18 protein-coding genes are annotated in these 15026 nt (G+C 47.1%); all 18 read right to left on the bottom strand.

Annotation, left to right across the window (positions count from 1 at the left end; all coding sequences use genetic code 11):
- Positions 1–47: 47 nt before the first annotated feature.
- The 18 genes from RYL88_RS00565 to RYL88_RS00480 all read right to left on the bottom strand — a co-directional run bounded on the left by RYL88_RS00565 (position 48) and on the right by RYL88_RS00480 (position 14988).
- Positions 48–518, bottom strand: coding sequence for a FixH family protein (locus RYL88_RS00565; protein ID WP_314988508.1), 471 nt, complete (start codon positions 516–518; stop codon positions 48–50).
- On the bottom strand, positions 511–1176 hold the full coding sequence (locus RYL88_RS00560) for a hypothetical protein (RefSeq protein WP_314988507.1): 666 nt from the start codon (positions 1174–1176) through the stop codon (positions 511–513). Before RYL88_RS00560 ends, RYL88_RS00565 begins: the two co-directional genes overlap by 8 nt.
- 175 nt (positions 1177–1351) lie before the next feature.
- Complete coding sequence (locus tag RYL88_RS00555; RefSeq protein WP_231679342.1) at positions 1352–1453, bottom strand: hypothetical protein; 102 nt, start codon at positions 1451–1453, stop codon at positions 1352–1354.
- A 2-nt stretch (positions 1454–1455) separates the two neighbouring features.
- Positions 1456–1665, bottom strand: a complete 210-nt coding sequence (locus RYL88_RS00550) for a DUF4006 family protein (protein WP_314988506.1) — start codon at positions 1663–1665, stop codon at positions 1456–1458.
- Entirely contained in the window at positions 1666–2526 is an 861-nt protein-coding gene (locus RYL88_RS00545) for a c-type cytochrome (RefSeq protein ID WP_314988505.1), read from the bottom strand.
- A complete protein-coding gene (locus RYL88_RS00540) occupies positions 2526–2747 on the bottom strand; it encodes a cytochrome c oxidase, cbb3-type, CcoQ subunit (protein WP_002949110.1) in 222 nt (73 codons plus the stop codon). The genes RYL88_RS00545 and RYL88_RS00540 overlap by 1 nt, the downstream gene beginning before the upstream one ends.
- 8 nt (positions 2748–2755) lie before the next feature.
- Positions 2756–3421 carry a cytochrome-c oxidase, cbb3-type subunit II gene (gene ccoO / locus RYL88_RS00535; RefSeq protein WP_314988504.1) on the bottom strand — a complete coding sequence of 222 codons (666 nt, stop codon included), beginning with the start codon at positions 3419–3421 and terminating at the stop codon, positions 2756–2758.
- Positions 3414–4895 carry a cytochrome-c oxidase, cbb3-type subunit I gene (gene ccoN / locus RYL88_RS00530; RefSeq protein ID WP_314988503.1) on the bottom strand — a complete coding sequence of 494 codons (1482 nt, stop codon included), beginning with the start codon at positions 4893–4895 and terminating at the stop codon, positions 3414–3416. Before ccoN ends, ccoO begins: the two co-directional genes overlap by 8 nt.
- A 95-nt stretch (positions 4896–4990) precedes the next feature.
- Complete coding sequence (locus RYL88_RS00525; protein WP_314988502.1) at positions 4991–5668, bottom strand: response regulator transcription factor; 678 nt, start codon at positions 5666–5668, stop codon at positions 4991–4993.
- Positions 5665–6882, bottom strand: coding sequence for a PAS domain S-box protein (locus RYL88_RS00520; protein WP_314988501.1), 1218 nt, complete (start codon positions 6880–6882; stop codon positions 5665–5667). Before RYL88_RS00520 ends, RYL88_RS00525 begins: the two co-directional genes overlap by 4 nt.
- Positions 6875–7606, bottom strand: a complete 732-nt coding sequence (locus tag RYL88_RS00515; RefSeq protein ID WP_314988500.1) for a sulfite exporter TauE/SafE family protein — start codon at positions 7604–7606, stop codon at positions 6875–6877. Before RYL88_RS00515 ends, RYL88_RS00520 begins: the two co-directional genes overlap by 8 nt.
- 46 nt (positions 7607–7652) lie before the next feature.
- On the bottom strand, positions 7653–8771 hold the full coding sequence (carA, locus tag RYL88_RS00510; RefSeq protein WP_314988499.1) for a glutamine-hydrolyzing carbamoyl-phosphate synthase small subunit: 1119 nt from the start codon (positions 8769–8771) through the stop codon (positions 7653–7655).
- A complete protein-coding gene (locus RYL88_RS00505; RefSeq protein ID WP_295143973.1) occupies positions 8768–9319 on the bottom strand; it encodes a DUF507 family protein in 552 nt (183 codons plus the stop codon). The genes carA and RYL88_RS00505 overlap by 4 nt, the downstream gene beginning before the upstream one ends.
- 260 nt (positions 9320–9579) lie before the next feature.
- Positions 9580–10209 (bottom strand): MotE family protein, encoded by a 630-nt coding sequence (locus RYL88_RS00500; RefSeq protein WP_314988498.1) that lies wholly within the window; start codon positions 10207–10209, stop codon positions 9580–9582.
- Entirely contained in the window at positions 10206–10634 is a 429-nt protein-coding gene (locus RYL88_RS00495; protein ID WP_314988497.1) for a flagellar export protein FliJ, read from the bottom strand. Before RYL88_RS00495 ends, RYL88_RS00500 begins: the two co-directional genes overlap by 4 nt.
- A 1-nt stretch (position 10635) precedes the next feature.
- Positions 10636–11886, bottom strand: coding sequence for an adenylosuccinate synthase (locus RYL88_RS00490; RefSeq protein ID WP_314988496.1), 1251 nt, complete (start codon positions 11884–11886; stop codon positions 10636–10638).
- Positions 11883–12752, bottom strand: a complete 870-nt coding sequence (locus RYL88_RS00485; protein ID WP_314988495.1) for an ATP phosphoribosyltransferase regulatory subunit — start codon at positions 12750–12752, stop codon at positions 11883–11885. The genes RYL88_RS00490 and RYL88_RS00485 overlap by 4 nt, the downstream gene beginning before the upstream one ends.
- Positions 12739–14988, bottom strand: a complete 2250-nt coding sequence (locus RYL88_RS00480) for a PAS domain S-box protein (RefSeq protein ID WP_314988494.1) — start codon at positions 14986–14988, stop codon at positions 12739–12741. The genes RYL88_RS00485 and RYL88_RS00480 overlap by 14 nt, the downstream gene beginning before the upstream one ends.
- Between the last annotated feature and the right edge of the window lie 38 nt (positions 14989–15026).

The following is a 15026-nucleotide window of genomic DNA, read 5'->3' as shown; positions in this document are numbered from 1 at the left end:
GTTTTTTGGCAAAATGATAGCCCAGAGCGGCTGAAAATCAAAGAAAACTAGCGCGCCTCAAAGCTAAATTTATAAAAGCCCGTGTCATTTGCGTCGGATATTTTTAGCAAAATTTGCCATTTGCCTTTTTTGGGGAGCGTTACGGGCTGCGTTTTTAAAATTTGTCCGTCGAATTTGGCGTTTAAATTTTGATTTTGCTCGTTCGTCGCGGGTCTGGTTAGTAAAATATCGTACGTGAAATTTGGTGCTACCGAACCGTTTTTTGGTGCTACGGCGATCTTAAAATATCCGTTTAATCCGTCAAATTCCGGCTCAAATTTAAGAGCGTACTTGGCGTCAAATCTGCGCTGGTTAGCCTCGATCTCGTTTATATTTTCATCGACGTTTTGGTAGCACTCGAAGTAAAACTCGTCCATCTCCACGGGGTTTTTCACGGCCAGAATGATGGTCGCTACGCAGGAGGCGACTATCAAAATAAGCGAGCCGACGATAGCGTGAGGCCAGTAGTTTTTAGCCATTTTTCCTCCTAAATTTTCTAAACGCGGCGACGCAAACGACAAGCACGATAGAGCCGTAGATAAAAATCCTAAACGCATCTAGCGTCAGGCGGTTTTGGCTGCCGATAGCGTTTTGCAAGCTCACGCCCTTGCTCGCGGCGATCTGTTCGGCAAGATCCGCGTAGCCGTTTAGCACGGCGGCGTTAAAGATATCTTTGCCGTTTTTGGACGCTAAAATCGGCAAAATAGAGCCGGAGCTTGGATACGGGCTTAAAATTTTCTCTTTATCAAAAAGCTTAAGCGTCTCGGGGTCGGCGAAAATTTCCACCTTATGCTCCGCTTTAGCAAGCATCAAAAGCGCGTAAGGCGGAGTCAAATTTAGCTGCGCGGCCGCTTCTTTTAGCGTTTTGCCCCCTAGGCTCTCATAAACCGCAACTCCGGCAAACACACCGCTTTTGCTCGCTAGCTCCTCGCCTAAAACCGCGATTTTCTCGCTTACTGCGGGGCTTAATATATTTTGATTTACCAAGACTATCTCGCGAGGCAAATTTGAACCCTGCAAAGTCGCCGCGCCGTAAAAAATAAAAAGCAAAAAGATAAAAAAAGCGCGAGTTAAATTTGCAAATTTAAGCGCAGAAAAACGACGAAGTGCGCTCAAATTTAAATTTAGAAAGTTCATTGTAAATTTAACGCCTCGCAAAAAAGCGAGCGTAGTCAAATTTGAGCGAGTAGAATTTATAAGCTTCATCGGCCTAGTCGCGCTTTTTCGCGCAACAAGCAAGGTGCGCCGACCAAATTTAGGCATAAAATTTGAAAAGAGGCGGCCGAGTTTGCGCCTCTTGATTTATCAAATTTCATCCCACGAAAAGGTGATTTGGCGTTAGCACCGCCCACGCCGTAAATGCCGCCGCCGCGATGAGTCCCGCGACGATAAATTTCTCCAAAATCGCTTGCATATTTACTCCTTTACGCGCACTTGTTTGGCGTTATCCGCGCTTTTCATCTTTAGCTCGGAGACGTTTAGCGAGTAAGGCTTTTGCGCGACTTCTTGCTGCAGCTTGATCGCGTAGTACGTGAGCGCCGCCAGGATCGCTAGCAGTAGCCCGGTCGCGATGAGTAGCCCCGTCACGCCGTGTAGACCGAAAACGTTTCGATTCGTGTTTTCCATTTATTCTCCTTTAGAAAGCGAGATGACGTACTCGCCGACGGCTTTTTGTTGCAAGGCGTTTAGCCTGCCGTCGCTAAATTTAGGCATCGTACCGATAGCGCCCTTTTTACCGTGCTGTAATACGTCCTCAACAAACTCGGCCGTGCCGTATTTAGATAGATCGGGAGAGTTGCCATCCATACCCTTGCCGTCCTCGCCGTGGCAGGCTGCGCAGGTAGCAAAAAGCTCCTTGCCCGTTTCTACCAAATTTTCGTTTTTGGTCTTTTTTATACCGGAAATTTCTTTAGCGATGTAGGCCGCGATCGCCTTTGCGCCCTCCTCGTCCGCCATACCCGCAGGCATCTCGCCCATCGGGTACTCAAGGCCTTTTGAGCCGTTCATTATCGTATCAAATATCCCCTCTTCGCTACCCCATTTAGAAAGGTCTGCGGCTTTGCCGTTTATACCGTCGCCGGTTATGCCGTGGCAGGAGGAACACTGCACTAAAAACACGCTCTCGCCCATCGCGTGAAGCGTCTTAGCGTCCACATTTGCGAAGCGTTTTTCAAATTTAGCGTTTGCGGCGGCGACTTCTTCGTTGTATTCGCCGATTTGCGAGTAGGAGTTTACCGGATAGCCGGCGATCATATACCACAAGGCCCAGATGATGCATATAGCATAAACTATCGCCCAGCCCAGCGGTACGGGATTTTTGTACTCGCCTATGCCGTCCCAGCTATGCTCGCTAAGCTCGGCCTTAGGTTTTGCTACCTTCATCTGCCCGACCAAGCGACTCACGACGAAAACCGTGGCTAAAACGATAGCAATAGCTCCGATAAGCCCCAGTAAATTTACGTTATCTTCTAAATTAAACCATTGCATTATTTTTCCTTTTTAGCGTTTTGCTCTATGGACGCAGACTCTAAAATTTCCTCGTCGATACCGTCTTTTAGGGCAAGATCGGAGTATCTTTCGTAGTTTCGCCTGCCGCTCTTTTCGGATCTATAAAGATGAAAATAGTATCCGTAAAGAAGCGCGGCGCACACGGCTAGAAAGATAAAAGCTCCGTATCCTTGGATATCTCTTAGAGTCTGCGCATCCATAAATTTGCCTATTTTAAGCTATTTAGATAGGCGATGAGCGCCACTATCTCGCGGATCTCTCCGCGCTCGAAGGCCTTTTTAACCTCTTCGTCCTTCATCTCTTCAACTATAGCGGCGGCTTCTTCTTTGGCGGCTACTTGCGCCTCCTCGTAGGTGCCGAGTTTTGGCATGCCCTCTACGTCGTACGGTACGCCAAATACCTTTTTCGTCGTTACCGCCTCGCCGTATGCCGTCTCGATGTCGGCGTTGTTGCTAAAGTGATGCTTATAAGCAGGCATTATAGAACCGGGCACCACGGAGGTCGGCTCTTTCATATGATTTTCGTGCCAGTCGGTGGTGCGGTAGTTACCCACGCGCCAAAGATCCGGGCCGGTTCTCTTTGATCCCCAAAGATGCGGGCGGTCAAACGCATACTCGCCGCTAAGCGAATACATGCCGTATCTATCGGTCTCGGCCTTAAAAGGGCGAATTTGCTGCGTGTGGCAGGCGTTACAGCTATCTTTCATATATACGTGTTTGCCAGCAAGCTGTAAAACCGTCGGCGGCTTGGTTCCCTCAAGCGGCCTAGCTCTGTTGGCAAAATCAGGCAAAATCTCGATCACGCCCGCATAGGCGATAAATATAAAAACCATAACCGCGAAAAAGAAGGGATTTTTCTCTAACCAACTAAACATTAGCAACCTCCTTTACGCCCGCAGGACTCGCGCTTAGCGGCTCTTTTTCGAGCGCTTTGGCACCAAAACTCTTGTAGATATTATAAACAAATATAAAAAATCCAAGCAGATAGAGTAGTCCGCCTACGGCTCTGATCCAGTAGTACGGTACGATATTTATCACCGTATCGATAAACGAGTAGGCTAAATTTCCGTATTCGTCCGTCGCTCTCCACATCATACCCTGAGTGATGCCCGCGATCCACATCGACGAAAAGTAAAGCACTATGCCGATAGTCTGTATCCAAAACTGGATTTCCATCAAGGATTTTGAGTAAATTTCGCGTTTAAATACGCGAGGCGTCATGTGATAAAGCGCCGCCATCGTCATAAAGCCGACCCAGCCTAGCGTACCGTCGTGCACGTGACCCGGCACCCAGTCGGTAAAGTGGGCTAGAGCATTTACGGACTTGATCGCTAAAATCGGCCCTTCAAGGGTAGAAAACATATAAAACGTCGAGCCTAAAATCATAAATTTGATAAGAGGATTTTCTCTAAGCTGCTGCCACTCGCCGCGCATCGTTAGAAGCATATTTATCGCAGATCCCCAGGACGGTAGTATCAAAACCACCGAAAATACAGAACCCATCGTCTGCATCCAGTCAGGCACCGCAGAGTAGATCAGATGGTGTCCGCCCGCCCAAAGATAAAGGAACATGAGGCTCCAAAACGAGAAAATAGAAAGCTTGTAAGAAAATATCGGCTGACCGCTCTCTTTAGGGAGGAAGTAGTAAATTTGAGCGATTATCGGAACGGTAAATACAAACGCCACGGCGTTATGCCCGTACCACCACTGCACTAGCGCGTCGTTGGCTCCGGCATACATCGAGACCGAGTGCCACCAGTTGCCGTATCCCGAAACCAGCTTGGTCGGCACGGCCATGTTGTTAAACAAATAAAGCATCGCGATGCCAAGAAACGTCGCTATAAAATACCAAACCGAGATGTAAAGCGTCCTCTCGCGGCGGATACCGATAAGGCCGAATATACTAACGCCCCAAAGCACCCAAAGCACGACCACGCCGATATCTAGAGGCCACTCTAGCTCGGCGTACTCTTTTGACGTGCTAACGCCGGCAAGTAGGCTAAATACGCCGCCTGCCATAACCAGCATATATATCCAAAAGTGCAGCTTGCCTACCGTCATCAAAAACGGCGACTCGCTCATCGAGACCTTTAAAACCCTCTGTCCGATGTAGTACCATGTCGCAAATACGCCCGAAAGCATAAATCCAAATATCACGCCCGCCGTGTGTAGCGGTCTTAGGCGGCTAAAGGTGCCGTATTCGCCCGCGAGATAGTTTAAGTCCGGATACGCCATCTGAAACGCTATGAAAACGCCGACGCTCATACCGACTATCCCAAACAGTATCGTCGCGAACATAAAATACTTGGCGACCGTGTAGTCGTAGCTTAGCGCCCTGTCTAGTCGCATCGATATCCTCCTTTGTTTATTTTGTTATTAGATTGTTATTTTATTAGATTTTTAGTGTAAAATCGCTTAACCGGTCTAAATTTGCGTTTCAAATTTTACTTTTTCAGCTCGATTTTATAGCCAAGACCCGGCGAGTTTTTGATGAGTCCGGCGCCCACTTTATCGCGTATTCGCTTGATAAATGTTCTAACGGCGGGATCGTTTACCTTTTCGCCAAACCACACCACGTTTCTGATCTCCTCGGTTAAAACAAGCGTACCTATGCGTTTAACTAAAAGCGAGATAAAGGCCAGCTCTTTTTTTGTTAGCGCGATCTCGACGCCGTTTTTTACGAGCACTTTTTTGGTTTGATTAAACGAATATCCGCCCGAAATCTCGATGATATCGGCGCCTATGATTTTGGTTTTTACGATCTGCTCTAGCAGGGTGAAAAGCTCGTCCATGTCGATAGGCTTGATCACGTATTTATCGATGCCCACGTCGATAGCTTTTAACAGTTTTTCCTTTTCGCTATATGCGCTTAGGATCACTACTGGCGTGTTTTTTGAGAACTCTTTTATCTGCCTTGACATCTCAAGTCCGTCCATGATAGGCATCATGATATCGGCTATCACGATATCGGGGCTAAATTTTTTAAATTTCTTAAGACCTTCGTCGCCGTTTGAGGCCGAAATAACTTTTTGAAATACGCCGCCGAAAACCTCTTGCATCGACTCCCTTATACTATCCTCGTCCTCGACTAGCAGTAGCGTTAGCTCTTTAAAATTTTTCATTTTTCATCCTTTAGCGGCAGCTTTATCTCAAATTCCGCTCCAAATTTTACGTTTTTAGCGCCGGCGCTTCCGCCGTGATTTTTAGCTATGCTTTTTAGCATGTATAATCCGATGCCCGTGCCTAAGCTCGGGTGCTTGGTAGTAAAATACGGCTCAAAAATCTTGTCCATTATCTCCTCTTTTATGCCGCCTGCGTTATCCGTTACTCTTATGATAACAAATTTATCCTTTGTTTCTAGGCTTAGCGTTACTTTTTTATCGCTTTTTTTATTTGCCAGCGCATCTTTGGCGTTAGAAAGCAGTATGATCACTGCCTGACAAAGCTGCGACTCAAAACCGTAAATTCGCCCCTCGCTTCTTAGCTCCAAATTTACGTCTATGCCCTCTTTTTCGTAGGTTCCCTGCACCATCTTTAGCGCGTTTTCTATCGCGGCCGAGGGCAAGAAAGTCTCCTTCTCGCGCTCGACGTTAAAAAAGTTCCTAAAATCCTCGATCGTCTGCGACATGCCCTTTATCACGCGCTTTGCGTGCTCGTAGCCAGCCTCGAATTTCTCGTTTGTTTTGACGCCCTCTTTTAGTTTAAAAAGCGTGATACTAAGCTCGTTTAGCGGTTGGCGCCACTGGTGAGCGATGTTTGCGATCATCTCGCCCATCGAGGCTAGACGCGACTGTAAAAAGAGCATTTTAGTTTTTTCCTCGTTTTTTTTAATCTCGGCTTTTACCAAATTTTCTAGATTTTGGTTTAAATTTACGAGCTTGGCCGTCTGCTCGGCGACTCTGTTTTCGAGATTTTCATTTAAATTTAACAGCTCTTTTTTCGTCTTTTCAAGCTCATTGTTTAGGTTTATCACGTCCGTCACGTCATGCCTGATCGCAAGAAACTCCTCGATCTGCCCGCTTAAATTTAAAATCGGGATGATGGTCGTGTTTAGATAGACGTCGCGGCCGTCTTTGGTGCGGTTTCTTATCGTGCCTTTGTGCACTTTTTTAGCTAAAATCGTCTCCCAAAGCCGCGCATAAACGTCCTTTGGCACCTCGGGATGGCGCACGATGTTGTGATTTGCGCCGATTAACTCTTCGCGCATAAAGCCCGACATCTTACAAAACTCGTCGTTTACGAAGGTAATAGTGCCGTTAGTATCGGTCTTTGAGACGATGTTGCTAGCCTCGATAGCCTCTTGATACTGTCTAAATCTTGCTTTGATGTTATCCATTGCTCGCCGTAAATCCTATAAAAGCCAGGTAAATTCCATAAATTATTATCGCCGCGCCGCTTAAATTTAGCGCGTGTTTTTTAAATTTTTCGCTGGCGGCTTTTAAAACCAGCGCGTAAAAACTCATCGCAAAAAAGCTAACCGCACCAAAAGTCGCTGCAATGGCTGCGCCCTTTGCCCCGCTGCCGCTAGCTACAGCCAAAGCTAAAAAATAATAAACCACTCCGCACGGCAGCAGTCCGTTTAAAAACCCGAGCGTCAAAAACCCAAGCACGCTATTTTTCGCGATCGCGGCTTTCATTTTTTCGTTTAAAATTTTGGATAAAAATGCGTTTTTCTCGATGAAATTAAGTAGCGCTCCGCGCCTAATGAGCGCCACGCCCAAAACCGCCATAAAAACGCCGACGGCGAAAAACAAGTAGCCTCGCGCCGCAAGAGATAGCGTAAATACGCCACCAAACGACCCGAAAATAAAGCCAAGTAGCATATAAGCGCAAATTCTAGCCAGGTTATATCCCGCTATCATCGCTGCGCTAAAAAATTTACCTTTGCCGCTCAAAAACCGCGCGAGCAAGATAGCAAAACCGCCGCACATACCCACGCAGTGGCCTACCGAGCTAAGTGCCGCGACGCTCAATACCCCAACAAACTCCGCGCCGCTCATCAAATTTGACCGTAAAATTTCATTTGCGAATTTTAGCCGTGCTAGAGTTAAATTTGACACGCAAATTTAACTCTAAATTTTGCTCAAATTTAACCGCGACTAGCAACTATAAAATTTCTAAAAATTGTTTAAAGATATATTTGCTCTCGCTCGGCCCGCCGCTAGCTTCGGGGTGATGCTGCACCGAAAATACCGGATAATCCTTGTATCTCACGCCCTCGATCGTGCCGTCGAAAAGATTTCTGTGCGTGATCTCGGCGACCTGCGCGATCTCCTCAGGAACGTTGTAGTTGTGGTTTTGCGCCGTTATCTCGACTGCTTTGGTTTGCAAATTTAAAACCGGGTGATTTGCGCCGTGCTGACCGAATTTTAGTTTGTACGTCTCAAAGCCGAATGCATTGCTAAGCAGCTGATGGCCGAGGCAAATGCCAAAAATCGGCACTCTAGCCTCGATCAGTTTTTTTATCTGCGCGATCTCGTTTTTTAGGGCTTTGGGTTCGCCAGGGCCGTTTGAGAGAAACACGCCGTTTATCTCGCCTTTGTTAAATTTAGCGATGAGCTCGTCTGCTTGCACGTCGTGAGGATAAATTTGCGTCTCAAGGCCGGTTTCGCAAAGCTCGTTTAGGATGTTTCGCTTCACGCCGTAGTCGATGACGGCGATCCTTTTGCCGTTTGGTTTTAGCGCGGAGTAGGCTTTGCTCGCGTGATCCCAGGCGCCGTTTTCGTGAGCGTAAATTTGCTCCGTACTTACCTTTGCGACGTAGTTTATCTCTGAGATTTTGGGCGAGTTTTCGAGTAGTTTTTTTAGCTCTTTTTCGTCTAAAATTTCAGTCGAGATAACTGCGTGAAGCGCGCCGTTATCGCGTAGCATCTTGGTTAAAAATCTAGTGTCGATATCGTAAACGCCAAATTTCCCTTGCTCTTTGAAAAATTCTTCCAAGCTTTTTTGCGAGCGGAAATTTGACGGTGTAGAGTTAAAATCCCTCATCAAAACGCCGCTAGCGTGGATTTTGGCGCTCTCCATATCGTCTTCGTTTATGCCTACTATGCCGATTTCTGGCATCGTAAAGACGATAAACTGCCCCGCATAACTAGGATCGCTCATGATCTCCTGATAGCCGGTTAGACTCGTGTTAAAGACCATTTCGCCGCTAGCCGTACCGCCCGCGCCAAAGGCCTTCGCCTGCAAAAAAACGCCGTTTTCAAGGTAGATATAAGCTCTCACAGCATGCCTCGTTTTCTTAGCTCGTCCTCGTAGAGCCGCTCAAATACGATGTCGTACTCCTCGGTGCCCGGGATCAGCTTGCGCTTGTAGCCGTCGATCTTGTCGATGACCACGTCTTGTAAAATTTCATACGTTTTTAGATACTCTTCGATCGAGCCGTAGATGATGTTTTTGATACGGTTTTCGGAGACCGAGTAGTCGATGAGTCCCTTTTTCCAAGCATTTTGTAGCACGAGATGAGCAACATTGCTAAAGCGGTCTTCGTAAGAAAGGATGACGCCGTACTCTTTGGCCAGCTTTTTTTTCACGAGCCAAAACATATTTTTTCTATCGACCTGCATGCTCTCCATATCGTCTTCGTTTTGGGCTAGCACCTCGTTTACGCGCTCTTCAAGCGCTTTTTCTTTTTGTAAATCGTCATCTAAAATTTCTTTCGCGCATGCCGCTACCGGCTCCACTCCGCGCGTTAAATTTACGAATCCGGACTTTAATAAATCAATAGCGATTTTGTGCGCGATGTAGGGTGTGTGTGGGAGTTTTATACGCATTTTTACCTCTCTTTTTGGGCTTGATTTTAACCAAAATTTGGTAAGAAATACCTAAAATCTCACGGCGTTTTTGTTTTGGCGGGCGTTTGTTTTTAGTAAAACTTAAATCCAAATTTGATGTGCGGATAAAAGCGATTTTGACGTTTTTAAGACCGGATGTTAGTTAAATTTAGGCTTTAGCGTTAAATTTGACCGCAGTAAATTTGAGGTCAAATTTAGACGCGAACTAAGATAAATTTAGAGCGGCTAAGGCTCTAAATTTACAAATTTAGCAGATTTCCCGCAGGGCCGTCTGGCGAGGTCGGAGAGACCTCTTGCGTTACGTTTTTTTCAGCCTTTATAAAGGGCGGTCCTTGCTTGATCAAAAGCGTGATTTCAGACGCTGCGGTAGGCTCCATTTTAGCCATTATCGCAGAGATTTTTTTAGGGCTTAGCGAGTACATGATGCTAGCCGCGTCCGCCCTATCCATCGCGCTTAGCACGTCGGCGGCGGCTTGGTCTTTCATCTTGCCGTAGGTCTCGCCGACCTTGTCGCTAGTCATCGTTTTTAGCTCTTTTAGGATCTCGTCGTTTTTCTTTATCAGCTGCTCGGTCTGCTTTTTTTCCTCTTGCGCGCGGGCTAGAGTCGCGTTTATCTCGGCCTCTTTGGCGGCTAGTTTGGCGTTTCGCTCCTCAAAAAGCGCCGCCGAACTCGCCCTAAAAGCCTCCAAAGCCTGCCTTGCCTCGTCTATTTTGGCAAGCTCTCTTTTTAGCTCGTCTTTTTTGGTTTCGAATATCGAAACGCAGTCCACCGGGATCTTAAAGCCACTTTGCGCCGGGCTTTGAACATTTGTACCGATTGAGCCCCAAACGCATAAATTTAAAGTTAGTAAAATCAAAAATTTTTTCAAGCCTTCGCCTCTTTTTGCCTAGTAAAATTCATCGTCGCAAACTCGTCCAGAGCCGCCGCTTCGGCCTTTTTTATCTTTTCTATTTGCGCGCTAAAGTCCTGCGTTTGCAGGTATTTCATCTTTTCGTACTCTAGATTGGCCGCTTTGTACTGCCGCTCGAGGTGCGCGATGTTTTTTTTCGTTAGCTCCAGCCGCTCGGTTAGCAGATTTTTCTCTCGCCGCATAGCGCCCAGAAGCTCCAGCGAACCGCGCAGATCGGCCGCAGAGCCGCTTGATGGCATTTCAAATTTTGAAATTTGCTCGGCAGCCTGCGCTATGAAGCCCTCTATCATCGCCGCTTCGTTTCTAGCTCTTGCCAAATTTAGCTCGATTTTGTCTAAATTTCGCTTTTTTATATTTACGATTTGCGTAAATTTGCTTTTCATCTTAACGAACTATCGTGTCTTCGCGCTCCGGGCTAGTAGATACTATGCCGACCTTTACGCCCGTGATCTCCTCGATGCGTTTGATAAAGGCCTTTGCATTTGCGGGTAGATCGTCAAATTTACGCGCCCCTTCTACCTTATCCCAGCCGTCAAGCTCCTCATAGACCGGCTTTACGCCCTCCAAATCGCTTGGGAAATACTCGATTATCTTGCCGTTTTTCTCGTAGGCTTTGCAGATTTTTACCTTTTTAAAGCCGTCTAAAACGTCAAGCTTCATCAGCGCAAATTTATCCACGCCGTCAAGCCTCGCCGCATATCTCACGCCGACTGCGTCAAACCAGCCTGTGCGGCGCGGCCTGCCCGTCGTAGCGCCGTATTCGCGTCCGATATCGCGTATCTTTTCGCCGTCTTCGCCCATATCTTCGGTCGGGAAAGCGCCGTTACCGACTCTAGTCGTGTAGGCCTTGATGATGCCGATTACCTCGCCGACGTTTTTAGGACTTAGCCCGATACCGCTGCAGCTGCCTGCGGTTACGGTGTTTGAGCTAGTTACGAAAGGATACGTACCGTGATCGATGTCTAGCAGCGTTCCCTGTGCGCCCTCGAGCAAGATTTTCTTATCCGCGTCTATCGCATCCCACACCATATGCGTGGTATCTACGATAAATTTACCCAGCGCAGCCTCGTAGCTCTTTAGCTCGCCCAAAAGCTCCTCGCGAGCAGGCGCTTTTACGCCTAAAACGTCTAAAAACGCTTTATTTGCCGCAAAATCCGCCAAAATCGCGTCGCAAAGCTTTTCGGGATTTTTTAGCTCCCCTACGCGGTGTCCGCTGCGGCTGATTTTGTCGCTATACGCAGGCCCTATGCCCTTGCCAGTCGTGCCGATAGCGTGTGCGCCTTTGGCCTTTTCTTTGGCTTGGTCTATTTGCGCGTGATAGGGCAAATTTAAATGCGCCTTGTCGCTGATAAATAGCCGCCCCCAAACGTCTCCAAACTGCTTTAGTTCTTCGATTATCTCGGCCGGGCAGAGCACGACGCCGTTGCCGATGATGTTGATTATATTTTTATGAAGTATGCCCGAAGGAACCTGATGCAGCGCGATTTTCTTGCCTTCTACGACGATCGTGTGGCCCGCGTTGTGCCCGCCTTGACACCTACACACCATATCGTAACCGCCGCTTAGCAGATCTACGATCTTGCCCTTGCCTTCGTCTCCCCACTGCACGCCCACTATCACGTCAGCCTTGCTCATACTCTCTCCTTTTGATCTAAATTTTCGATTAACGCGTCGGTATATACGCCAAATCCGCTGCTTTTGATACCTTCCATCTCGTAGTTTCCGCCGCCGCTTAGCACGGCGTTGCCGTCTAAAAATCTAAAAAACAGCTTATCGTAATACCTCATCTTTGAATAATATAACGGAACAATTCTTAAATTTTCATATTTTACCGCCTGCGCCAGCTCTTTTATCTCAAGTAGCGCGGTTTTTATCTCGTTTGGAACCAGCGGCAAAATCTCGTCGATGTCGCCCACCGTATTTACGAAGGCTAGCCTTTTTAGCCACTCTTCGTTTTGATTTAGGATTTTTTCGATCTCGCCGTGCTCAAATATCGAAATAGGCAAATTTAAGAGCCTGCACACGATCTGCGGGATCGCGATGTGGCTGATTTGTAGCACGGGCGCTAGATCAAACGACTCAAAAAGCTCCTTTGCGATCTTGACGCTAGTAGCCAGATCGCTCTCGCCGATTAGCTCGGCGCCGATTTGATAAATTTCGGCGCTGGGGTACTTAAAAACGGGCTGGATGTAAAACCAGCGTTTAGGCTCGGTGTCTTTTAGGCGCCTAAGCACGATACGCACGACGTCCACGGTACTATCGGCGCGCAGACTGATTTGATGATTTTCGTGATCGCTAAAGCGCACCAGAGCCGTGGGCTGCACGCTTAGATGCTGATGATACGAGAAAAACGGCGTCACGATCTCGTGAAATCCATTTTTTTCTAAAATTTCGCTCGCCGCGCGCTCGATCTTTCTTTTTAGTTTCGCGCTTTGCCCGAAATACAGCCTCGTGCCGCTCGGTATCTCGTGCTCATAAACGTTTGCGTCAAATTCGCTCACTCTTGCTCCTTTGCTTTTGATTCGTTTCGGTCGTTCCAGGCTCTCTCCACGGTAGCTCGTGAAACGCCGCGACGAAATACGCGGGCTTGCCGCCCTCAAAAATCGTAACGATGCTAAGCCGCTCTAGATAAATTTCGCCGTTTTTGCGCTTATTATAAACCTCTCCGCTATAAAAGCCGTTTTTTAGCAGGCTTTGCCACATATTTTCGTAAAATTTAGCGTCGTGTACGCCGGACTTTAATAAATTCGACGGCTTGCCGACGGCCTCGCTCTTCTCGTATCCGGATACTTTACAAAAAGCGTCGTTTACGCCGGCAAAAGTCCCGTCTAGCAAGACCGTAGCCACGCCCTCGCTAGAGTTTGCCAAAAGGCGCAAAATCGCCTCGCCGCGCAAGCCTTGTCCGCTTGATAAACTAGACGCCGCGCCTTGTAGCGAGATTAGATTTCGCGACAACTCGCATTCGATAAAATATCCGATCGCCTCGTCGATATTTTTGCCGTCTTGCGAGATAAATTTGACGAAAATATCGCACTTTACGCTCTCTAAATTTTTCCTCATCAGCCTGCAAGGCTGCAAGCTCTCAAACTCCTTTTTGCGCAAATTCGCGCCGTAGAGCCTAAATTTGATATTAAATTCGTTTAAAAATTTATCCAAATCATCCGGATGAATGATGTTTTTAAAGTCAAAATCCGCAGCAAGCATCTCTGCTGGTTTATAGCCCAAAACGCGCTTGACGCTATGCGAGACGCCCGATACCGCGCCTACTAGCCCGCCTTTCCACGCGACGCTAAATGCCGGCGAATGCTCGCTCATCAAATCTTCCTTCACCGCGTTTTTCTTTAAAGCGTCGCTTTGCGTGATATCTTCTATCACGCAAAAGCCGATCTTTTCGCCGCAGCTAAGCTCGTAGTTTTGTTTGCGGATGCGTATTTGTCTAGTCTGGCCGTCCGCCGCGATACGGCTCGTTTCGTAAATTTGCGCGCCGTCTTCTTGCAAAATTTTAATTTGAGCTAAATCCGGCGCGTTTAGCAGGGTTAAATTTTTACCCTTTATCTCCTCCGCGCTAAGTCCGTAAAATTCGCAAGCCTTCGCGCTAGCTTCCAGTATCTCGCCGCTTTTTGCGTCGATTAAAAGCAAGATAAAAGGCCCTTTTTCAAACAAAAATCCAAACTTACTCGAGTATCTCTCAAGAGCCGCCTTGCTCGCCTCGCGCTCGTCAAAAAGGCTCTTTACGTCGCTTGCTATCTGCTCAAAATCATCTATCTCGCCGAATTTTAAATACCCGCTTATCTCCTCGCCGCGCCTTGCTTTTCGCGTTAGATTTTTGATGACGTAGATGGGCTTTACGACGTTTTGTTTCATAAATTTAGCGTAAAATAGCGTAAAGAGCGAACCAGCACCCAAAAATACGCCGCAAACTAGCAGAAAAATTAAATTTTCGCGCACGAGCTTGCTTAACGGATAATAAGACACGGCCGCAACGCCTTCGTTAGGCACTTTTGCCGCGAGATAAACGTCTTTTTGCGGCGAATTTAGCGCAAATTTTATCCCTCCGTCCAGGTAATCAGCAGGCGCGCCATATACGTCAAATATCTTTTTACGCTCCAAAACCAGCTCAGTATCACCGTGAAAAAGTATCTCGCCGTCGTCTGAGACGACGAAGGATTTCGCGCCGCCAAAGCCGCGGTTGTTGGTTAATTCATCATAAATGAAAGAATAATTTATCAGTACTGCTAAAATCTCTCCGCCACTCATCTTTATCGCGGTAAATCTCGATGCGGAGTCGCTTTTATCAAGGGCGAATTTAGAGCGAAGCGTCTCGCCAGCTTCCGCGTCCGCCCAAGGCTTAGACGCGAAAAAACCTTTATATTTCGCGCCTAGTTTCTCATCGGTCGTAAATTTTATCTCGCCGTTTTTATCGGCTATAAAAAACGCGACGTATTCCGGGCTATTATTTAAAGAAAATTCAAATACCGTCTTAACGTCGGCGGCATTTGCGGCGAGGTATTTTTCTATCAGCCTTAGCTCCGAATCGGCAGCCGCGAAACGCTCGGACAAAAAGTTGCTAAAATAGGCGTTCTGGGCGTAAATTTCGCCTTTTACGTCTTCAAATTTCAAATTTACGCCAAAGCCGGCCACGCAAATTAATGCGGCGATAACGATAAAATTTACCATATATATCTTGCTTAAAACGGCGTAAGAAAGGGCGTTTTTATCGAGATTAGACTTAGCCAAAAGAAAAACCTTAAATTAATTTTACATAAACGGCTTAT

The sequence above is a fragment of the uncultured Campylobacter sp. genome, assembly GCF_963517995.1.
Taxonomy (GTDB): Bacteria; Campylobacterota; Campylobacteria; order Campylobacterales; family Campylobacteraceae; genus Campylobacter_A.
The sequence above is the reverse complement of the archived record's forward strand: the minus strand, read 5'-3'. Positions and strand labels throughout refer to the sequence as shown.